General features: G+C 58.2%; 16 protein-coding genes and 1 pseudogene. 9 read left to right on the top strand and 8 right to left on the bottom strand.

From position 1 onward, the window contains the following. Window positions 1-30: 30 nt before the first annotated feature. The 3 genes from ACMYUN_RS00085 to ACMYUN_RS00075 form a co-directional block, all read right to left on the bottom strand. A complete protein-coding gene (locus tag ACMYUN_RS00085; protein ID WP_415762347.1) occupies window positions 31-2,469 on the bottom strand; it encodes an autotransporter outer membrane beta-barrel domain-containing protein in 2,439 nt (812 codons plus the stop codon). A 248-nt stretch (window positions 2,470-2,717) separates the two neighbouring features. Next, the gene (locus ACMYUN_RS00080) at window positions 2,718-4,802 is read right to left on the bottom strand and encodes a hypothetical protein (RefSeq protein WP_415762345.1); all 2,085 of its coding nucleotides are present in this window, start codon (window positions 4,800-4,802) and stop codon (window positions 2,718-2,720) included. Window positions 4,803-4,907: 105 nt separating this feature from the next. Next, on the bottom strand, window positions 4,908-5,753 hold the full coding sequence (locus ACMYUN_RS00075; RefSeq protein ID WP_415762344.1) for a hypothetical protein: 846 nt from the start codon (window positions 5,751-5,753) through the stop codon (window positions 4,908-4,910). Window positions 5,754-5,991: 238 nt separating this feature from the next. Between ACMYUN_RS00075 and ACMYUN_RS00070 the strand changes: the two genes are divergently transcribed. From ACMYUN_RS00070 to ACMYUN_RS00050, 5 genes are read left to right on the top strand one after another with little or no spacing between them, the layout of a single operon-like run. Further along, complete coding sequence (locus ACMYUN_RS00070; RefSeq protein ID WP_415762343.1) at window positions 5,992-7,059, top strand: LacI family DNA-binding transcriptional regulator; 1,068 nt, start codon at window positions 5,992-5,994, stop codon at window positions 7,057-7,059. Between the two features lie 45 nt (window positions 7,060-7,104). Beyond that, window positions 7,105-7,887 carry a sugar phosphate isomerase/epimerase family protein gene (locus tag ACMYUN_RS00065; RefSeq protein ID WP_415762341.1) on the top strand — a complete coding sequence of 261 codons (783 nt, stop codon included), beginning with the start codon at window positions 7,105-7,107 and terminating at the stop codon, window positions 7,885-7,887. Continuing rightward, window positions 7,880-8,899: a sugar kinase gene (locus tag ACMYUN_RS00060; protein ID WP_415762339.1), complete on the top strand. Its 1,020-nt coding sequence runs from the start codon at window positions 7,880-7,882 to the stop codon at window positions 8,897-8,899. Before ACMYUN_RS00065 ends, ACMYUN_RS00060 begins: the two co-directional genes overlap by 8 nt. 57 nt (window positions 8,900-8,956) lie before the next feature. Next, on the top strand, window positions 8,957-10,255 hold the full coding sequence (locus ACMYUN_RS00055; RefSeq protein WP_415762338.1) for an MFS transporter: 1,299 nt from the start codon (window positions 8,957-8,959) through the stop codon (window positions 10,253-10,255). 14 nt (window positions 10,256-10,269) lie between these two features. Next, entirely contained in the window at window positions 10,270-11,238 is a 969-nt protein-coding gene (locus tag ACMYUN_RS00050; RefSeq protein ID WP_415762337.1) for a 2-hydroxyacid dehydrogenase, read from the top strand. Between the two features lie 77 nt (window positions 11,239-11,315). Here the strand turns inward: ACMYUN_RS00050 and ACMYUN_RS00045 are convergent, their stop codons facing one another. The 4 genes from ACMYUN_RS00045 to ACMYUN_RS00030 all read right to left on the bottom strand — a co-directional run bounded on the left by ACMYUN_RS00045 (window position 11,316) and on the right by ACMYUN_RS00030 (window position 16,825). Continuing rightward, complete coding sequence (locus ACMYUN_RS00045) at window positions 11,316-12,503, bottom strand: pyridoxal phosphate-dependent aminotransferase (RefSeq protein ID WP_415762336.1); 1,188 nt, start codon at window positions 12,501-12,503, stop codon at window positions 11,316-11,318. A 41-nt stretch (window positions 12,504-12,544) separates the two neighbouring features. Continuing rightward, entirely contained in the window at window positions 12,545-14,170 is a 1,626-nt protein-coding gene (locus tag ACMYUN_RS00040; RefSeq protein ID WP_415762335.1) for a methyl-accepting chemotaxis protein, read from the bottom strand. Between the two features lie 158 nt (window positions 14,171-14,328). Further along, window positions 14,329-15,465, bottom strand: coding sequence for a glycerate kinase (locus tag ACMYUN_RS00035; RefSeq protein ID WP_415762334.1), 1,137 nt, complete (start codon window positions 15,463-15,465; stop codon window positions 14,329-14,331). Window positions 15,466-15,703: 238 nt separating this feature from the next. Beyond that, window positions 15,704-16,825 carry a sugar diacid recognition domain-containing protein gene (locus ACMYUN_RS00030; RefSeq protein WP_129999432.1) on the bottom strand — a complete coding sequence of 374 codons (1,122 nt, stop codon included), beginning with the start codon at window positions 16,823-16,825 and terminating at the stop codon, window positions 15,704-15,706. A 171-nt stretch (window positions 16,826-16,996) separates the two neighbouring features. Here ACMYUN_RS00030 and ACMYUN_RS00025 point away from each other — a divergent pair, with 171 nt between their 5' ends. After that, window positions 16,997-18,307 (top strand): MFS transporter, encoded by a 1,311-nt coding sequence (locus ACMYUN_RS00025; protein WP_415762332.1) that lies wholly within the window; start codon window positions 16,997-16,999, stop codon window positions 18,305-18,307. 155 nt (window positions 18,308-18,462) lie between these two features. Here the strand turns inward: ACMYUN_RS00025 and ACMYUN_RS00020 are convergent, their stop codons facing one another. Next, window positions 18,463-20,406, bottom strand: coding sequence for a hypothetical protein (locus ACMYUN_RS00020; RefSeq protein ID WP_415762330.1), 1,944 nt, complete (start codon window positions 20,404-20,406; stop codon window positions 18,463-18,465). A gap of 232 nt (window positions 20,407-20,638) precedes the next feature. Here ACMYUN_RS00020 and ACMYUN_RS00015 point away from each other — a divergent pair. The 3 genes and pseudogenes from ACMYUN_RS00015 to ACMYUN_RS00005 all read left to right on the top strand — a co-directional run. Further along, window positions 20,639-21,493 (top strand): annotated as a pseudogene (locus tag ACMYUN_RS00015) (aldo/keto reductase). Further along, window positions 21,420-21,572, top strand: coding sequence for a hypothetical protein (locus tag ACMYUN_RS00010; RefSeq protein ID WP_415762329.1), 153 nt, complete (start codon window positions 21,420-21,422; stop codon window positions 21,570-21,572). Before ACMYUN_RS00015 ends, ACMYUN_RS00010 begins: the two are co-directional and overlap by 74 nt. Window positions 21,573-21,800: 228 nt before the next feature. Beyond that, window positions 21,801-22,081: acyltransferase family protein (locus tag ACMYUN_RS00005; RefSeq protein ID WP_415762327.1), on the top strand; the 281-nt coding region annotated here is incomplete at its 3' end.

Genomic DNA, 22,081 nt, shown 5'->3' with positions numbered 1-22,081 from the left:
GCGAGGCTTCCTTTTTTTATGTTGATGCAGTCAGAAACTGAAGCTCAGCCCAAGACTCCCTCCTAGCTCCTGGTCAGCTTTGCTGCCCCTGCTGGTTCCTAGCTCGCCATATGCCTGCCATTTGTTGTTGGCCGGCACCCAGTTGAGGCCACCGGTCAGCTCGAGGTTGGTGCTGGACAAATCGTTGTTGAATCCAGTGTCATTCACGCTGACACGATTGTTGTTGACGAATTCATGACTTACCGCCGCGTGTAGCCTGGGTTGCAATTTTCCGCCATTGTTCAGCACCACCTCGCGGCCAACTGTCATTCCGACCTTGCCGAGTAATGAGCGGGTCTCGTTGCTGTCGACCTGCAGTCCATTGTCCAACTTGTAGTCTTTGCCTTTCACAGTCGCTACACCAAACTGGGCAGAGGGCTCGATGAAGTAACCTCTGTTCAAGACAATATGCTTACCCACTTCGACGGTCCCACTGATCCCGAGATTATCGAAGTCACCCTTTGTTCGAGTGTCATCGCTCAAGGTGACTTTGACGTCATTACTGAAACGGTTGATTTTGCCAACGGTATCCACGTAGTACCCGGTCATTTCGTCGTACCACGACAAATACATCCCGCCATAGGTGCTATTGATCGTGCCCGCGCTGCCACGGGCCAGGTCAAGGCGAGTGGTGCTGTATCCACCAAAAACCCCAATCAACCATTGGCCATCACCCATCGGTAGTGGCGTATCCACTCCCAATGAGACGCCAGTCTGATTTTGTTTGTAACCATCGCCGTAGGCATTCTTGACGTTGTACTGATTGGCATGAGTCCGTATCCACAGGCCGGTGGTCGCGTTCTGATTATCTGAGTCCAGTGCAGCAACCGATTGCGATCGGGGCTGAGTGCCGGCCATGCGACGGTCGCCGAGGCGGGTATTGAGAGTGGTCATTTCCGAATAGATAACCGTAGGAGCTGTACCGGCGATGGCCAATGCCGTTTGTGTACCGGTGCTCGGCGTTGTCCCATCAGTTCGCAGGAATATACCTTCGCCCTCTCGCACCAGTTTGTACGCCAAAGCACCACGATCAACCTGACCGTTTCTCAGATCGAACTGAGCATCCCCGCCAGCGATGTTAGCCACTTGAACCGGTGCACCGGTGACAGGTTCGCTGGCGCTTGCACCGACTACCAGCTCGTGCCGGCCACTGGCTGATTCCGTGACATTGAGAAAGTCCGTTTCACCGGTGGACACGTCAGCATCCAAAAAAAACCGGCCGTTGCCTGACAAGTTGGCAACGTCCAGGCGGACGAACTCGGCGGGCGTGCCGAATCTCACGTTCCCGCCCTGCATTTCGAGATTCGATAACGAATTGCTGCCAACCAGGTTCCATTCAGCGCCACGCCCGATGGACATATCGCTGAAGCCAGTAACCGAACCGTGCAGGATCGAGTCGTTGTCCAGCATCACGACGCCAGTCCCGGAGCCCTGAATGTTACCGGTGAGTATGCTTCGGGTATCGAGCGAAACAGAATCGACGTTGATCAAATTGCCGTCAAGGCTGGCACTGTTTTGCAAGAAAACCGCGGCGGTCCCGCCGTCAGCAACCTCTACATTGCCGGTCAACTGGCTGTCGTCGATCTGAAAGCGCGCTGCTGCGCCATCAATGACTTCGAGGATATTACCGTTGCCGCCAATCAGGTTCGAACGGTTAGCTATCTCGATCAATACCGGTTGATCGTCTGGCGTCGCAAAATCGACTTTGATCGCTGCGCCGGTGCGGCCTTGCACGGTTGACCCATCAACCTTCAGTACACTCTGTGCGGTGACATCGCTCGGGTTCAGGACGGTATCCTCGCCAAATATGATCCCGTCCAGTTCTCCGATCACCTCGCTGGCTGCACTGATATTGGCGTTGCCGCCGTAAAGTTCGAGGCCAACACCATCTGCGTCAGTCCCTTCAACCCGGCTGTCCACCAGATTCAAGGTACTGAGGGAAGTCACCGCTGCACCCGAAAAACCGCCTGTCAGCGTACTGCCAGTGACGGTCGCCGTTGAGCCAACGGGTATGTTCAAGTCGCGCGCAAGCAACATTGCTCTGCCATCGCTGGACAGCGTACTGCCGGATACAACTGCCGAGCTGTCGGTCAAACTCAGCGCAGTGTCGAAATTGCTACCGGTCACCGTCGCTCCGTCCAGAGTCACGAAGGCATTTGAGGCTTCAATCTGTGAAGTGTTGGCGAAAATCGCGTTTAACGTCCCACCGCCGACAACAATGTCAAGCGCGTCACCACCATTGAGGTTGAGCGTGGCCGTGGCAGGGATGAACCAGGCTTCTGGCGTAGCACCGACGGATACGGTTTCGACTTCGCCAGGATTGAGATTTCGGGAAAAGGCCGTCTCGGATATTGCAATCAGCAATGCTGCGCAAGAGAGCGTGCCAGTGAGTTTTAAAACTGTCGGTCCCAAGCATTTTTCTAACGTCATGTTCACTTCTCGTTGATTTTATCGGGACGGAAGAAAGACGGTTCAGGCATACATGCTCCATCAGACGACCGTTGTAGACGGCGCTGGAGAATACCTGCTACTCCGGACTTTCTCTGTAGGACTACTCCTCTTAGTAGGTGGGCTTAATCGCCCACCCGCGACATTTCGAGATATTTCTTACACCGCCAATGAAATTCGTTGCCGGAAGAGGCTGGCTCTCCCGGCAATGCAGTAACACCGATTGCCGATTAAGGAGCAGGCGCGGGATCCCAGCCCGGTTCCGACTCGCAGTACAGGAAGTCGCCGTTGAGCAAGTAAACAACCATTTCTTCAACTTCCGATGAAGACACAGTCGGTGTGGAGTACCAGATTTTCACATAGCCCGCATAAAAATCGCTTGGATCAGGAGTGTCAGCAGGAGGACGAGGAAGTTTGCGAATAAAAGGTGTATACGGCACTTCCCAGATCATCCCTGCCGTTAGTTCTGCCAAAGTAATAGCACGTGTATCACTAAACACGGTATCGGCCGGCGCATCTACTGTATAAGCATCGTCATGCCAACCTTGCCAATTGAATGTAATGTCCATCCCATCGGTGAAATGATCATTGGGCTTGATCATGAACTTTGCAACGTGATCCTTCCCCGCCAAGCTCTCGCAGATAATGTTTGGGTACTCGGTGCCATCGGTCGGTGGACGTTGAAATTCCGGTTTATCGAGGACAATAACTACTGTATTGACAGTCACCGTCTCTTTTTCCGAATCTTGAGAATTATTTCGAGCCGGGTTTTCATATGTCCACCAAGCTTGTTTGGGTCCAATGCCACCCGGACCGACAACGCTATACGGCAAATCTATCTGAACGACCGTGTTGATATTCGATGCATCCATTGCAATTGAATTAACAATAATTTCGCCTTGATTCCCGAGATACTTCAGAGTGACCAGATCGCCCGGTTCGGGATCGGGGAATGTCGTTCCGGCTGTGACAGGCGATACATCGATGTGAGCCTTGGCTGTCTGATCGACATCATGAGGGCCGAGCACGTTATCCGTGACAGGGGCCTGTCCGCGGACGATCAGCTTGCGGAATTCGGGATTAACCTCAGGGGGCGGGTTCGTCGGGTCGACTGTATAAGGTGGATGCGTCGAGAAATCTGTTTTTACAGTCGTTGTTCCATCGTCGATGGATAAACCTCCGCGCATCAAGTCAGCTTTGACGTCCACGTCCAACTCGAAATTCGTACCCGTCTGGTTATCAAAGTATTGTTTGCTCAGACTTGACCAAGGAATGGTGAACTCCAGCTCCGTGAGTGCGTTGAATTGCAGATCCTGGGCTGGTTGAGTGCCGTATGTCAGGCTCACTCCGTCGGTGCCGATTGTATCTACCAACCGGCTGACTTTTACCTTCACACCTGCACGTGCATCTTTCAAATCGATCAGACCATCTTCGTTTGCCGGGACGGTAATGACCCCCAGTTTAGGAAGGGGCAGAAAGCGTACGTTTTTGAAATACACGCCCCATGCGCTCTGGTTGCCAGCAGCGTCAGTAATGATGAACCAGATGAACGCCCGTCCGCTCGTTACCTTGCGTAGCTCTGCAGTCGGGATGGACAGCTTGCCACCGGTGGGCATCGGTCCGCTGAAAAAAGGGGGCACCTGCGGAGGGTTGGTACGTGTACCTGCCACGTACAGGGTCAACGTGTCATCCGGCTGAACGTTGGCGTAGCTTGTATCAATTTCTACCTGCAATCCCGCTTCGTTACCTGGCTGACTCGCCCATGTGTCATCCAGATCGCCGGGGGCATTTGGAAACGTAGCTGGCGGAATTGTCCTGGCGCCAGGGGTCTGCCCCGGATTTGTACCTGTTTGTGCAGGTTTCGCTTGCCAGGCACCAGTACGGTCAATAAAAAACTGCATCACAGGACCGGTCAGCGGGTTGAGCCCCCGCTCATACAGAACGCTACGAACCCAGATCGGCGTCGGTCCGTCCGGGGTTGCATTCTCACCCAGATATCCGGTAGGCACAGTAATCGGAAAATCTACAGGACGGCTGGCCACGTCACCCAGCCTTACCCGGGGCAGCCGCGTGAAATCTGTCGGCAACGGATTGGCCGGAGGTTGGGTTCGCGTGACATCAAGGGCAATCTGATCCCCATTGTGGGGGTTCAACCACACATTGGTCTTGACCATAAGTGTCAGCGGGGCGCCCACTGGAATCGCAGCTATCGGAATAATGTCCTTGTTTGCACCGCGCCCGTCTGGCAGTTCCGGGGTAGGTGCGACCAGATTTCCCGCTTGTGTGCTTGAGTCCGCTGCTTGAATACTTGTCATGTGCCTTCTCCATTGCGTAGAAAATGTTTTTTGATCCATGCATCTTCGACAATGGCGGACGTCGCCAACTGCAGTCGTAATATCGCCGCTACTGTTACGCCCTGATCACTTCATCCAACTTGAATCCGAGCAATACTTGCTTTTTCCCGGAATTTTCCTGTCTACCTTCACCAGCCCGGTAAACGAGCGAAAGATGGGTACCCCGTTGCGCAATAGCTGGTAACTCACTGTGGCCGAATCGTTTTCCTCCATGGGTTCTATATGTGAAGCAAATGGCTTGATTACGATCTTGACCGGCTCCTTAGACACAACATCTGTCACAACCTCGGTAAAGTTAAACACCTGTGTCAAAGGGTTTCCCGACCCGTTTAAAGAATCCCATGCCTGCCAATCCAGGCTGAGGACATCCGTACGCTGAAACAAGTCATCGAAAGGAATCTCGATACGTACCCCTTCCCAGATAAACAAGGCTTCCGGATCATCGGGATGGTTCTTGTAACATCCGATATACCCCCAACCATCCGCATCGGGAAAAGCAACTTCCTTCAAACGTTGCGGCGGCGCAACTATCGCAAAAGTCAGACGTCGTGAAGGCGACGTAGTAGGGTTGATCGCACGTACCGTGTACAAAAGCTCAAACGTAGCCACATCCGGAAGTTTCTCGGGAATCACTGGAATACGAAACTCTGGCGCATCGTCCGCAGCCCCATATTCGGCAAATGCGATGTAATCAGGGTTGCCGACGATGAAAATTTCAACACGGTCTTTACGCACGCCTGAAACAGGAAAATTCGGCCAGCGGTCAATAATACAAACGATGCCCACCTGTTTTGCGTCCGGCGGCAATGTTCCGGCCGGGTCAAGCGGATCGACGCCTTCGACCCTTGGCAGGCTCAGAAGCACACCGGGATTCGATGAATTGCTTGAGGTAATTGGCGTTTCGATCGGCATGGAATTTCTCACTGGCTGGTCATCTTGGCCTGAAAGAAATTAAGCTCCCGTATTGGAAAGATGCCTACTGTCAGATCTGACAGGTAAGTCGACCGTCTGTCGGAAAACCATTTTCTCGTAACTGCTTCAGCTGCATTTGTAAGGTTGACGGCATCAGGTCGGATAGTGTCTGCTGAAACCGGTTTCAACAGCATTGGTGCCGTGAAAACGCGATATTCCAAAAACAAGGTCTAACCAATTGAATGATTTTTCCGCCGCCCAACGCAGCCGCGTGACCATGCTCGACGTTGCCGAACACGCTGGCGTGTCCAAGGCCAGCGTCTCGCGTTTCATCGGCGACGACCGCGCTCTGCTCTCCGATGCCATCGCCCTACGCATCGAGCACGCCATCGACGAACTCGGTTATCGCCCCAACCAAATGGCCCGCGGTCTCAAACGCGGGCGAACCCGCCTGATCGGCATGCTCGTGGCCGATATCCGTAACCCTTATTCGATTGCTGTAATGCACGGGGTGGAAACCGCCTGCCGTGCGCACGGCTACAGCCTGGTGGTGTGCAACACCGACCGCGATGACGAGCAGGAGCGCCAGCATCTGGCGCTGTTGCGCTCGTACAACATCGAAGGGCTGATCGTGAATACGCTGGGCCATCACCGGGACGAACTACTCGAGTTGCGACGCGAGATGCCGATGGTGTTGGTGGATCGCAAGGTTGAGGGGCTCGACAGCGATATGGTCGGGCTGAACAACCCGCAAGCTGTGGAGATGGCGCTGACGCATCTGGAGCAGCGCGGATATCGCGATCTTTTGCTGGTCACTGAACCGTTTGACGGCACCAGTTCGCGAATCGAGCGGGTCAGCAGTTTTCAGGCACGGATCGCGCAGCGCTCAGGATTGACCGGTGCGGTGGTTGAGACTGGTGATGATCTGAACGCGCAACTTCAAACCTTTTTAAACACACCCGGTAATGGCCCGAAAGCGCTGTTTTGCGCCAATGGCGTTGCAGCGCTGGCGGCGACTCATGCAGTGCGCGCACTGGGTGTGCGTTTGTTTGAAGACGTCGGGCTGATCGCTCTGGATGATCTGGATTGGTATCCGTTGGTGGGCAGCGGGATTACCGCGCTGGCGCAGCCGACACAAGAGATTGGCGCGCGAGCATTCGAGTGTTTGCTCAAGCGCTTGCGTGGGGATGACGAGGTGGCGCGGGTGGTGGATTTTGCACCGGTGCTGGTTGAGCGGGGGTCGACCCGAGGGATTGGCGGCGTCTGCTCGCTAAGATGTCCGGAAGGACACCACAGAACCACCTAATATTTTTTTGAACAAAAATGAAACCGGTTTCAGAGGTCAATAACAATGAATAAACCAGCCGTTTCCATCAGTCTGTCCAGCTACGGTGCAGAGCTTGTGCGCCAGCGAGGCCAGGATTCTTTTATCGAGGTACTCGCGGCAGCCGGCGCCAATCGCATCGAGTGGCGCGAAGAGTTGCTGACCCGCGAAAACCCTGCGCAACTGGCTCAAGCGACTCAGGCCCAGGGCCTGCAAAGCATCTATTCGTCGCCCACCGAACTGTGGCTGGCAGGGCAAGCGCAACCCAATCCCGAATTGATTACCGCGCTGCAACAGGCGCAGGCATTCGGTTCGAAATGGCTGAAGGTGTCGCTCGGCTATTTCACTGACAACTCTGATTTGCAGGCCCTGGCCGAGCGACTCAAGCAGAGCCCGGTGCAACTGCTGGTGGAGAACGACCAGACCTTGCACGGCGGGCGAATCGAGCCGTTCCAGCGTTTCTTCGCCGCCGTCGAGCAGCACAACTTGCCGATCAAGATGACTTTCGATATTGGCAACTGGCACTGGCAGGACCAGTCCGCTGCCAGCGCCGCCCGCGCGCTTGGTCGTCATGTCGGTTACGTGCATTGCAAAGCCGTTGCGCGCCGCGCCGACGGCAAACTGGTCGCGGTACCGCCGGCCATCAGCGACCTGCATCTGTGGGAACAACTGCTGCGGCACATGGACCAAGGCGTTATGCGCGCCGCTGAATACCCGCTGCAAGGCGATGACCTGGTGCAGCTGACCCGCGAACACGTCGCCGCCCTCGCCCGCCTTGGTCAATCGCGCCTGGAGCCAGCTCATGTCTGAGATCGATATTCTTTCCTTCGGTGAAACCATGGCAATGCTGGTCGCTGAGCAGACTGGCGATCTGGCCAAGGTCGAGCGGTTTCACAAACGTATTGCCGGGGCCGACAGCAACGTCGCGATCGGCTTGTCGCGCTTGGGGTTCAACGTCGCGTGGCTGAGCCGGGTCGGTAACGATTCGCTCGGGCGCTTTGTGGTTGAGACGCTGATCAAGGAAGGTCTGGATTGCAGCCACGTCGAAGTCGACGAACAGCACCCGACCGGCTTCCAGTTCAAATCACGCAACGACGACGGCAGCGACCCGCAGGTCGAATATTTCCGCCGTGGCTCGGCGGCCAGTCATCTGTCGCCGCATTCCATCAGCGACAACCTGCTGAGCGCCCGCCATCTCCACGCCACTGGTATTCCGCCGGCGCTGTCAGCTTCCACTCGGGAAATGTCCTTCGAACTGATGACCCGGATGCGCGCTGCCGGGCGCAGCGTGTCATTCGACCCGAATCTGCGCCCAAGCCTGTGGGCCAGCGAAAGCGAGATGATCCGCGAGATCAACCGCCTCGCCGCCCTCGCCCATTGGGTGTTGCCGGGGTTAAGCGAGGGCCGCTTGCTCACCGGCTTCGATGACCCGGCTGACATCGCTGCGTTTTACCTGAATCAGGGCGCCGAAGCGGTGGCGATCAAGCTCGGGCCAGAAGGCGCTTATTACCGCACGCAGCTGGATCAGGGTTTTGTCGCTGGCGTGCCGGTGACCAACGTGGTCGATACCGTGGGCGCGGGCGATGGCTTCGCGGTGGGGATGATCAGTGCCCTGCTCGAGCACCAGAGTTTTGCCGAGGCAGTGCAGCGGGCGAACTGGATTGGCAGTCGTGCGGTGCAGAGTCGTGGGGATATGGAGGGCCTCCCAACCCGCCAGGAATTATCGGTTGAATTTGAATCCGCCTTCGCGAGCAGGCTCGCTCCCACATTTGGAATGCAATCCCCTGTGGCAGCGAGCCTGCTCGCGAAGAGGCCTGCCTAGGCAACGCAAATTTTTGAACCTGCTGCGACAAAAACAACAAGCTCAGGAGTCACTCCGATGAAAACTGCAACCCTCGCCGCCCGCCGCTGGTGGTACATCATGCCGATTGTGTTCATCACTTACAGCCTGGCCTATCTTGACCGCGCCAACTACGGTTTCGCTGCCGCATCGGGGATGGCTGAAGACCTGATGATCACACCGGGCCTGTCCTCGCTGCTCGGCGCGCTTTTCTTTCTCGGCTACTTTTTCTTCCAGGTACCCGGCGCGATCTACGCGCAAAAGCACAGCGTGAAGAAGCTGATTTTCGTCAGCCTGATTCTCTGGGGCGGGCTCGCCACGCTGACTGGCGTGGTATCCAACGCCTATTGGCTGATCGTCATTCGCTTCATGCTCGGCGTGGTCGAAGCGGCGGTGATGCCCGCAATGCTGGTCTATCTCTGCCACTGGTTCACCCGCGCCGAACGCTCGCGGGCCAATACTTTTCTGATCCTCGGCAACCCGGTGACGATGCTGTGGATGTCGGTGGTCTCCGGTTATCTGGTGCAGCATTTCAGCTGGCGCTGGATGTTCATCATCGAAGGTCTGCCGGCGGTGTTGTGGGCGTTTATCTGGTGGCGTCTGGCCGATGATCGCCCGGCTCAGGCCAAGTGGCTCAACGACCAGGAAAAACACGATCTGGAAAGCGCCCTCGCCGCAGAGCAGGTCGGCATCAAGGCTGTGAAGAACTACGCCGAGGCTTTCCGTTCGCCAAAGGTGATCATTCTCGCGCTGCAGTTTTTCTGCTGGAGCATCGGCGTTTACGGTTTCGTGTTGTGGCTGCCGTCGATCCTCAAGGCCGGCGCGCAGATGGACATGATCGAGGCTGGCTGGCTGTCGGCGCTGCCGTATCTGGCGGCGGTCATCGGCATGCTCGCGGTGTCGTGGGGTTCGGACAAGTTGCAGAAGCGCAAACGCTTCGTCTGGCCGCCGCTGCTGATCGCTTCGATTGCGTTTTATGGCTCTTACGCCTTGGGCGCCGAACATTTCTGGTGGTCGTACACGCTGCTGGTGATTGCCGGCGCCTGTATGTACGCGCCGTACGGGCCGTTTTTCGCCATCGTTCCGGAGATCCTGCCGGCCAACGTTGCCGGTGGCGCCATGGCGCTGATCAACAGCATGGGCGCGCTCGGCTCGTTCGGCGGTTCGTATCTGGTGGGCTATCTGAACAGCTCCACCGGTTCGCCCGGTGCCTCGTACCTGTTGATGAGCGGCGCGTTGCTGTTGTCGGTGGTGTTGACCATTTTCCTCAAGCCCGGCGCCAGTGATCGCGTCGTCGCCAAAGCAGCCGCCACACCGCGTGTGCCGGCGCATTCCTGAAAGGACTTTCTGCCATGAAAAAACAGGTCGTGTTGTACAAGAAACTGTCGCCCGCGCTGATGGCGCGCCTGCAAGAGCAGTTTGACGTGACGCTGATCGAAAGCCTCGACGCCGACGGCCTCATGCAGCTGCGCGACGCCCTGCCCCGCGCCCACGGTTTGCTCGGCGCCAGCCTGAAACTCGATGCGGCGCTGCTGGATCTGGCGCCGCAACTGGAGGCGATTGCCAGCGTCTCGGTGGGTGTCGACAACTACGACATCGAGTATCTGAGCCGGCGCCAGATCCTCTTGACCAACACTCCGGATGTGCTCACCGAAACCACCGCCGACACTGGTTTCGCCCTGATCCTCGCCGCTGCCCGGCGCGTGGTCGAACTGGCCAACATGGTGCGTGGCGGGCAATGGAGCCGCAACATCGGCCCGGCGCATTTCGGCACCGATGTGCATGGCAAAACGCTGGGCATCATCGGCATGGGCCGCATTGGCGAAGCCTTGGCCCAGCGCGGACATTTCGGTTTCGGCATGCCGGTGATCTACCACAGCCAGTCGCGCAAACCGGCGGTCGAGGAGCGTTTCGACGCGCAATATCGCAGCCTTGAAGAGTTGCTCCAGCAGGCCGACTTCATTTGCCTGACCTTGCCACTGACGGCGCAGACCGAACGCTTGATCGGCGCCGAGCAGTTTGCGCTGATGCGGCCGGAGAGCATCTTCATCAATATCTCGCGGGGTAAGGTGGTTGATGAGGCGGCGATGATCGAGGCGTTGCGCAACAAGCGCATTCGCGCGGCGGGGCTGGATGTGTTCGAGCGCGAGCCGTTGAATCATGACTCGCCGTTGTTGCAGTTGAGCAATGTGGTGGCGACGCCGCACATGGGCTCGGCGACCCACGAGACGCGTGAAGCGATGGCGCGCTGTGCGGTGGAGAATCTGTTGGCGGCGTTGAATGGGCAGCGGCCGGTGAATCTGGTGAATCCTCTAAACTGATCGTTCCCACGCTCTGCGTACTGATCGTTCCCACGCTCAGCGTGGGAATGCAGCCCGGGGCAGGCAATGCAAGCCCCTCAGGCACTGCGCGCCTGTAATAGCTGCACCGCACACAACGCAATCCGCGCGCAGGCATCCGCCAGTTTGACCCGATCCACCACCAGCCCGATACGAATGTGCCCCGCCGCACTCGGCCCGAACGCTTCGCCGGCCAGTACCGACACGCCATAACCCTCCAGCAATCGCTCGGCAAATGCCTGAGCGCCAAGCCCAGTCTGGCGCACATCGACCATCACAAACATGCCGCCATCCGGGCAAATCGGCTGCAACCCAGGGCAACCGTACAAACGTTCGCAAACCAGATCGCGGCGCAAGCGATACTCCTCGCGCATCTGCGTGACTTCCGGCAGATCGCTTTGCAGCGCCACTTGTGCGGCCTTCTGTACGAAATCCGGCAGACCGAAGAGCATGCTCAGCGACAGATTCACCAGATGCTCGGCCAAGGGTTTCGGGCCGATCATCCAGCCGATGCGCCAACCGGTCATCGCATGGGATTTCGACAGACTGTTGATCGTCGCAGTGCGCTCGGCCATGCCCGGCAGGCTCGCCGGGCTGATGTGCTCGCCTTCGTATAAAAGCTCGCTGTACACCTCATCGCTGATCAGCCACAAGTCATGGCGAATGCACAGCGCCGCCAGTTCCTGCCAGATCGGCAAGGGCAGACTCGCGCCGCTGGGATTGTTCGGGCTGTTGAGCAACATGGCGCGAGTTCGCGGGGTAATGCGCGCGGCGACATCGGCCGGGTCGACGCGGAAACCGTTTTCCGGGCGCACCGGCACCGCAATTACCTTGGCACCGCAGGCGCCAAACACACCTTCGTAGGTGACGTACATCGGCTCGGCGACGATCACTTCGTCACCCGGATCCAGCAGACATTGCGCCACCGAATACACCGCGCATTGCGCGCCTGGCAAGACAATCACCTGATCAGGATCAACGCGGTGACCACTGCGCTGGCGATGACGCTCGGCAATCAGCCTGCGCAGCTCGAACCGACCACGTACGTCGGCATAATGAGTATCACCGGCCAGCAGACTGTCGATCGCGCCATGGACGATCGGCAACGGCGTATCGAAATCCGGATCGCCGACGCTCAACAACAAAACGTCGACGCCCTCGGCGCGCAGTTCCAGCGCTCGGTCGTGAATCTGCCAGGCAGCGGCACCCTCCCCGGCGATTCGTTGGGTCAAGGCTGAATAGCGCATGTACGTCTCCTGTTAGCGCGGTTTCCAGCCTTCACCGTATCTCAAATCACGAAACGCGCCACCATGGCGTTCAAATCCACTGCCAGTCGCGACAATTCGTGGGTCGCGGCGCTGGTCTGGTTGGCGCCGGCGGCCGATTGCGTGGCGAGGTCGCGGATGTTGACCAGATTGCGATCGACTTCGCGCGAGACCTGCGCCTGCTCTTCCGACGCGCTGGCGATGACCAGGTTGCGTTCGTTGATCTGGTGAATCGATTGAGTGATCTGCTCCAGCGCCACGCCGGCCGCGCGGGCCATTTCCAACGTGGACTGGGTGCGCTGATTGCTTTGTTGCATCGACGAAACCGCTTCACCGGTGCCGTTCTGGATGCCGGCGACCATTTTTTCGATTTCCTGAGTCGACTGCGCGGTGCGATGGGCCAAGGCGCGCACTTCGTCAGCCACCACGGCAAAACCACGGCCAGCCTCGCCGGCACGCGCAGCTTCAATGGCAGCGTTGAGTGCCAGCAGGTTGGTCTGCTCGGCGATCGCCCGAATCACGTCCAGCACCTTGCCGATGTCACGCCCTTGTGCCGCGAGGCCTTCGATCATCTGCGCGGTGTTCTGCACGTCATGAGTCATGGTCTGGATCGCGTCGACGGTCTTCACCACTTGATCGCGACCTTCGCGGGCGGCGTGGGTCGACTGATTGGAGGCCTCGGAAGTCGACACGGCGTTGCGCGCCACTTCTTCCACCGCAGCGGTCATTTCGTTGACGGCAGTGGCGGCCTGTTCGATTTCGTTGTTTTGCTGCTGCAAGCCACGGGAGGCTTCTTCGGTGACAGCGCTAAGTTCCTCGGCAGCGGCGCCCAGTTGCGTGGCGGAACCGGCGATCTGCTCGATGGTTTTGCGCAGGTTGGTCTGCATCGCGGCCAAGGCTTCGAGCAGGCGCGCCGGTTCGTCCTTGCCGTCGACTTCAATGGCTTTGCTCAGGTCGCCGCCGGCAATGGTTTGCGCAGCGTGCACGGCGCGGTTGAGCGGCGTGACGATGCTGCGGGTCAGCAACCAGGCGAGTAGCACGGTGGCCAAAGCGGCGATCACGGCAACGATGATGATCCCGGTGATGGCGCTGTCGTAGTTTTCACCGGCTTTAGTGGCTGCCGCTTTGGCCCCGGCGGTATTCATGCCGATCAGCTTGTTGAGCTGCTCGCCCATCTGATCGGTGCCCTCCTTGATGCGCGTGTTGATCAACGCGCGCATCGCTTCCAGATCGCCCTTGCGCGATAGCTCGATCATCTGATTCTGCGCTTGCAGGTAATTATCGAGCGTCGTCGAAAACGTCTGGAAGACCGCGCGCTCTTCAGGGTCTGCCGGCAACGCAGCGTAGCTGGCCTGAGCTTTGCGCACCTTGTCGACCAACACCGCGATGCGGGTTTCTGCCTCTTGCAGGCTGGCCGGTTCGCGATTGACCAGTACGCGGAACGAGAGAATGCGCATGCGCAGGACGTTTTCCGTGACCACACTGAGGTGGGTCACGCTTGGCAACTGGTTGGTGTCCATGTCGACCGACGCCTGACGAATGACCGTCATGCGGCTGACGGCGAACACGCCGAGGACAATCACCAGCAAGGCGATAAAGGCAAAACCGAGGAAAGCACGGGGCGCGATGTTCAGATTACGCAGGGACATGGTCGGACTCTCGAAAGAAAGAAACTGCGAGCGTCCATGCCGTGAGCACTGGCCCATAGCGGGCGACAGTCCGGCGGCACTGAGTTGTGGTTTTGTGTGCGCCTGACCGTTGTATCGGCCAGGCTTGAGGAAGGTTTCGGGTCTGCGGTAAATATTTTTCAGACTGAGGCGAGTTGCCAGACCCGAGCAATATCGGTAGCGCGTTCACCCAGCAGTCGAGGTGCTTCGGCGCAGGCCTGTTCCAGAGTCATCGGTCCGCTGGTCACGGCGAACGCGGCGTCGATGCCGTGCTGATAGAGCGCCTGATAGCCCTCGCCCAAGGTCCCGGCAATCACAATCACCGGCACGGCGTATTGTTTGGCAACTCGCGCGACACCGAACGGCGTTTTGCCGCGCAGGGTCTGCGCATCGAAGCGGCCTTCGCCGGTAATCACCAGATCCGCACCTTTGACCGCGTCAGCGAGCCCGACCAGTTCCGCCACCACCTCGACGCCAGCCTGAAACTGCGCGCCGAGAAAAGCCTTGGCGGCAAATCCCAGACCACCCGCCGCACCGCTGCCCGGTTCATCGCGCACGTCTTTGCCCAATGCTTGCGCGCAAAGCTCGGCGAAGTGCCCCAGCGCGTGGTCGAGCTGCTCAACCTGCGCGGGCGATGCGCCCTTCTGCGGGCCGAAAATGGCCGACGCGCCGTGGGGGCCGCAGAGCGGATTGTTAACATCAGCGGCGATGTCGAAACGCACATTGGCCAGACGCGGATCAAGTCCATTCAGATCCAGCCGCGCCAGTTGCGCCAAGGCCAGGCCACCGGGCACCAACGGCTGATTTTGCCCATCCAGTAACTTCACGCCCAACGCCTGCATCGCCCCGGCACCGCCGTCATTGGTCGCACTGCCGCCAATTGCCAGAATAACCCGCTGCGCGCCGGCGTCCAGCGCTGCACGAATCAACTCACCGGTACCAAAAGTGCTGCTGATGCACGCATCGCGCTGCCCCGGTGGGACCAATTGCAGTCCACTGGCCTCGGCCATTTCGATGATCGCGGTGTGGTTGTGCGGCAGCCAGCCCCAGGCAGCATCGACCGGCGCGCCCAGTGGACCGCGCACACGGGTGCGGCGCAATTCACCTTCGCAGGCTGCGAGAATCGACTCGACCGTGCCTTCGCCGCCATCGGCCATCGGGCATTTGATCAGCGTCGCCTGCGGCCAGACCTGGGCCAGTCCGAGGGCAATGGCTTCGGCAACGCCTTGGGCACTCAGGCTGTCCTTGAACGAGTCGGGGGCGATGACGATCTTCATGGGAATTCTCCGGTTGCAGTGGCGTTCATGCTGCCAGTCGGCCTGCGCCTTGACGCCGGTCGGCTGCACAAGTGGCGTCGGCGTTTATTGTTCATTTCCACAAAAGATATGTGTTGGTTGTACCGGCCTCATCGCTGGCAAGCCAGCTCCCACAGGGTTCTGCGGTGGATATGGAAGTTATGAACGCCTCCTAACCTGTGGGAGCTGGCTTGCCAGCGATGGCGGCCGCAAGGACAACTCATGTCAATGGATCAGTCTGCGGCAACAGCTGCACCCCCAGGTACAACGCCAGCATCCCGTCCAGCTTCAACGGATCAACGCCACTCAGTTCGGCAATCCGTTCCATGCGATAACGCAGGCTGTTGCGATGAATGCCCAGCGCGTCGGCGCAGGCCTGGCTCTGCCCGTCGTGCTCGCACCAAGTGCGCAGGGTCGCCAGCAACTGGCCGTTGCTGTCCTTGGCGATGACCTTGCGCAGCGGTTTGAGCAACTCGTCCAGCGCATCATCGTTGCGGTGACGCCACAGCATGACCGGCAAGCGATAACGATTGAGCGTCAGCAGTCTCGAATTCGGCAACACGTCACGACCATACGCCAGCAAGTCGCCGACCCGCCGATAACAGCGACGCAACCCGGCGAGCCCCTCCGCCTGCCCGCCGACGGCGATGCGCAGAATCTTCCAGCCGAGGCCATCGAGTTTTTCCAGCAGGCGGTCATGCTCCACTTGCTGGCTCGCCGGGCGACACCACAACAGCGAAGACTTCGCCGAACTCACGCACCAACTGTCGGGGTAACGCGAGGTCAGCCACGCACTCAGTGCCTCGACGGTTTGCCCCGGGCCGTGCTCAAGCCCCAGTTCAAACAGATAAGGCACCCGCGTCAGTTGCGGCTTGAGCCCCAACTGTTGCGCCTCATCGACCAGGCGCGGCGAATCCCCCGCCTCGCTCAACAGCAACGCCAGCAGATCATCGCAACGCTGCCGTCGCCACTGTTGCTCGGCCTGCTGATTGCGCTGGCCGACGAGCATTTCCGCGGTCATGCGCACCAGTTCGGCGTAAGTGCGCAGTTGCTCCGGCTCCCCGGTGATGCCGAGTACGCCGATCAAGCGCTGATCGAGCAGCAGCGGCAGATTGATACCCGGCTGCACGCCTTTGAGGTGCACCGCCGTCTGCGCATCGATTTCCACTACGCGCCCGTTGGCCAGCACCAGTTGCGCGCCCTCATGACGGGTGTTGATGCGCTCCGGTTCACCGCTGCCGAGGATCAGGCCCTGACTGTCCATGACGTTGACGTTGTACGGCAAAATGGCCATGGCCCGGTCGACGATATCCTGAGCGAGGTCGTGATCGAGTTCGAACATAGCGGCGGCAATCCTTCATTTCAGGCACTAGCGGTTGTTCAGCCGCACAGGGTCTGGCGGCAAACCCTGTGCTCAGGCACAAAGACAATCCGGCCAAAGGTGGCCGAGACTCTCAGGGCGATCAACGTTACCCTTTGCATCGCAAAAAATCATAATAAAGAGAGAGCCGCTATGTCGCAGAGCGCCGCAGCTACCCAGACCATCGACGACGGTAAAAACGCCGTCTACAAACGCATCACCCTGCGTTTGATTCCCTTCATTTTCATCTGCTACCTGTTCAACTACCTCGACCGGGTCAACGTCGGCTTCGCCAAACTGCAGATGCTCGATGCCCTGAAATTCAGCGAGACCGTGTACGGCCTCGGCGCCGGGATTTTCTTCATCGGCTACGTGCTGTGCGGTGTGCCGAGCAACCTGGCACTGACCCGTTTCGGTCCACGCCGCTGGATTGCCTTGATGATGATCACCTGGGGCACGCTGTCGACCTGCCTGTTGTTCGTCACCACCCCGACCGAGTTCTACACCCTGCGCTTTTTCACCGGTGCCGCTGAGGCCGGTTTCTTCCCGGGCGTTGTGCTGTATCTCTCGCAGTGGTTCCCGACCTTCCGCCGTGGCCGGATCATGGCGCTGTTCATGTCGGCAATCCCGGTCTCCGGTCTGCTCGGCAGCCCGTTTTCCGGCTGGATCCTCAACCACTTCGCCGCTGGCCAAGGTGGCCTGGCCGGCTGGCAATGGATGTTTCTGCTGCAAGGCATTCCCACCGTGATCCTCGGTGCGCTGGCGTATTTCCTGTTGAGCGACAGCTTCGCCAATGCCAAATGGCTGACCGCCCACGAACGTTCGGTGCTCGAAGCCGACCACGCCGAAGACCTCGCCAACAAACCGAAAACCGCCACCGACTCGCTGCTCGCGGTGTTCAAGAATCCGGCGATCTGGGCGTTCGGCCTGATCTACTTCTGCATTCAAAGCGGCGTTTACGCGATCAACTTCTGGCTGCCGTCAATCATCAAGAACCTCGGCTTCAGCGATAACCTGGTGATCGGCTGGCTGAGTGCGATTCCGTATCTGCTGGCGGCGGTGTTCATGTTGGCGGTCGGGCGCTCGGCGGACTTGCGCAAGGAACGCCGCTGGCACTTGGTGGTGCCGATGCTGATGGGCGCTGTCGGGCTGGTGATCGCGGTGAATTTCGCAGCGAATCCGGCGATTGCGATTCTCGGTCTGACCATCGCGACCATGGGCGCACTGACTGGCCTGCCAATGTTCTGGCCGGTGCCCACGGCGATGCTGAGCGCAGGCGCCGCGGCTGGTGGGCTGGCGTTGATCAACTCGATGGGGCAGATGGCGGGGTTCCTCAGTCCGTACCTGGTTGGTTGGGTCAAGGACAGTACTGGCTCGACGGATGCGGCGTTGTATGTGCTGGCGGCGGTGATCGTTGGCGGGAGTCTGCTGGCGTTGCGGATGACGCGGGCGTTGCGGGTTTAAGCTTTTGGCGTGATCAAGAACGGCCTTTTCAGGGCCGTTTTCTATTTGGGGGTTCGGCTTGGTTTCGTGGTGTCCTGTAGATTTTTTCACCCTCATCTGCCTCTCCCCCACGGGGCGAGGGGGAAAGGGGGGCCGATCATCAAACAGCAGCTCATTCAAATAGGTACAAGACACCATGCTAAAAATAGAGGAGATCCGTTCGTGGCTCGGAATTCATAAACAGAGGACATAAACCCCCCAAATCGGCCAAAGGTGGCACATGTCCAAACGTGTGATGTCCGAATCGGAGGCGAGTAAACTAGAAGAATATCGTTTCGAAAGCCTGTGTCATAAGTGTGCCGTCCACCTAATGAATTCCTCCAAGCCTCCGCCTCAACATGACCTAGCGTCTGGTCGCTGATCTGCAACCTAAAAACATTCGTAACAGCCACCAGGTAACTGACTGTCTCGCCCTCCCGATCTGTAACATATATCGTCGCGACACCCTGCTTGAGCCCCGTCACCTTACCTGCCTCAGTCACCGGTGCAGTCAACGGATCCGAAGATGCATAGTCATACGGCGGAACCCCACCCGACGGTATGCGAATATCCGTATTGCCGATCGAGTCCTCCCCGGTTTTCGGCCACTGCGGTACCTTCACCGAAAATCCAGCCAGCTTCATCTGCGTCCGGTTAATGCTCAGCACTAATCGTTCAAACCGCCAGGTGTCCGACTCAAATTGGTTCCCGGTTTTTTCCTTCACAGTAAAGCTGTGCTGCCCCACTGCAATCGGTAGCAGCTTGCTCTGCCACTTATAGTTCGCTCCGGTTTGAATCTCCTCAATGAACCGCTCGCCATCAAAAAGCTGCAACACCATCCCCGACAGCGCAGACCCCGACAACACCACTTTATTGTCCGAAACCGTGCCGCCGTTCTGCACGTCCGCTCCGGATGAATTTTTCACCGCCAGAATGACGGGCTTCACAATCACTAGTGCTCGCCTATTTTTCGAACTTGCATTAACGGTTCCTCCACGCACTTGCTCGTACAGTACAGCGACTGCACTGTCACCGATGACCTTGACATTGGGAATCATCAACCTGTGCACAAAAGGAAGCCTGCTGACAGGCTGGTCAACTGTATGGGCGACAACGGGCCCGCTTTTTGGTGTGGCTGTGTATTTCACTCGGACAATGTCGTTGATGGCCCAGAGAGGTTCCAGTACATGCACCTGAATGGTCAGATCCTTGGAACCCAGTTTGTTCAGGTCAATGGTGTCCGGCGCGTCATCCGGATCATCCGGATCTTCGGCAATATCGGGAGCGGCCATACGTGTGCCCTCAAGGTCGACAACGGCGTGAATCGTTGCCGACCATGGCGAACTCAAATCGGCACCATTGCCAATTTGGTCGCGAACCGTATAGGCGAAAGAAAATCGAGGATGATCGCCTGCAGCCTCGAAATCGGCTTTATCGAGCAACAGACCGAGCCGGGTTGGAACGCTGGTAGGTGATAAGGGAGCCTCGTCCGGTTGTACATCGCGCAATACATCATGCCCGTTACAGTTGAGCAGAATGCTGTCGTAGGCCCGGCAGTAAGGGTAGGAGAAGTAAACCTGCACCCCCTGCGCTGCCCGTTCAGCATCGATGCCGTCGTCAATCACGTCTTGAGGCAACTCAAGTTCAAGTTCGGAGTGCCCTTCGTCATTCTCGATCTCGTCGACCATGCCGGGCCGAATGGCGTTGTATAAAATCGTTAACGGTGGTTCCGAAGTGCCCTTGTTACTGCTACTTCGAATGACTGTGTACGTCAGCTTGTTGAGATAGCCGGGATCCGACCGCAGCTTGTTTTTGGGTATATAAAGCACCACCGAATCATCCGTGGATTGCGTCTGGTTACTGGCGATGTTCTCCTCGTCGTTCAAATTGAGCTGGACAGTGTCCAGCGGCGCTTGACCGATATAAGAGTCCACAATGACCTTGGCGCCATTTGGCTTAAGATCATAGAACGCTATTGCAACACCACAATCCGCGCCAGCCACTGATTTGTTGCTGTCAGGAAGTTGTGGTGGATAGAGAGCCAAAGATGATTCATCTTGATCGACATGTTGAAAGGTCATAATCGCTCCTTATCGGGCGCGTGATATTGGCCATTTTTGACCCACTCCGACGATCTCGATCAGGCCATAGCGGCCCTGCTGCTGCCTACTGTCAGATCTGACAGTGCCGATGAATGGTTACAGGCTGCACTTGCTGCCGGGTTTTTTGTGTGCCCGTGCGACAAATCATTTTGCCGCTTCGCACGCTTCTGGTTTTTGATTAACCCCTTCCCACCGACAAAAGGATTTCGGTATGAGCCTCCGCACACTGGGCCACTCGGGCTTGCAGGTTTCCACGCTCGCCCTCGGCACGATGATGTTCGGCGAGCAGACCAGCGCCGAAGACTCGCTGCGCATCATCGACAAGGCCTGGAATCAAGGCATCAATTTCATCGACACCGCCGACGTCTACACCAATGGCCGTTCCGAAGAAATCGTCGGCGGAGCGATCGCCCGCCATCGCCACGAATGAGTGCTAGCGACCAAGGTCGGTTTCGGCCCAGTAGACGGTGTGCCGAACCGCAGCGGTCTGAGCCGCAAACATATTCTCAACGGGCTCGAAGCCAGCCTCACGCGGCTAGGCACTGACTACGTCGATATCTATTACCTCCACCACGAAGACCACAACACGCCGCTGGAAGTCAGTGTCTCGGCGATTGGCGATCTCACTCGCCAGGGCAAGATTCGCTACTGGGGCCTGTCGAACTATCGCGGCTGGCGGATCGCCGAGGTGACTCGCATCGCCGACAAGCTCGGCGTTGATCGCCTTGGAATCAGCCAGCCGCTGATCAACATCGTCAACCGCCAGGCCGAGACCGAGCAGATCACCGCCGCGCAAACCTACGGCCTTGGCGTGGCCTTACAGCCCCTTGGCTCGCGGCGTACTCAGCGGCAAGTACACACCCGATGTGTCACGGGACGCCAACAGCCGCGCGGGGCGTCAGGACAAGCGCATTCTCGAAACGGAATGGCGTGTGGAGTCGCTGCGCATTGCTCAGTAGATTCAGCAGTACACCGAGCAGCACGGCGTCGGCATGGTCGAGTTTGCGATTGCCTGGGTGCTGAACAACAGTGCGGTGACCTCGACGATCATCGGCCCGCGCACTGAACAGCAGTGGGACGCCTATTCGCTCGCGCAGGCGGTGAAGATCACAGCCGAAGACAAAGCATTTATTGATCGCTGGTGACACCGGGGCATGCCTCGACACCGGGGATCTACGATGTGAGCCAATTTGTGTCAGGACGCAAACCGATTCAGTCCTGATTTTTCACGCACCCTCTGCGAAAGAGCGGGCAGGTCGAAGCCGATCAGAGCCGTTGTAAGAAAATCTCTATACTTTGCCGTTCTATGGAACCGTGCTTACGCAGCCGCACCTAATGGTCGCTCGCTCGAATAAGTCTGCCAAGGATAGTCAATGTTCAATCGGCCCATCGATTTTGTGCGCAAGCCATTGCGCGCGATGTTTAACGCGTTCGATAACAAGGAGGCATTCGACGCCTCGCGGTCCTTGGGGGCCGCCAGCTGTGAATCGCACAGCGCAGGTCTTCGATACCGGGCCGACATCGATGGCCTGCGGGCTGTCGCTGTGCTGCTCGTGCTGATATTTCACGCAGGGCTGACTTTATTCCCGTCCGGTTTTATCGGCGTGGATATCTTCTTCGTGATCTCCGGTTATCTCACCACCTCTATCATCAT

Origin of the sequence: Pseudomonas sp. CP4 (genome assembly GCF_047758505.1) — a bacterium.
Classification (GTDB): domain Bacteria; phylum Pseudomonadota; class Gammaproteobacteria; order Pseudomonadales; family Pseudomonadaceae; genus Aquipseudomonas; species Aquipseudomonas fluorescens_AO.
Note: the sequence above shows the minus strand (reverse complement) of the source record. Positions and strands in the feature narration are given on the sequence as shown.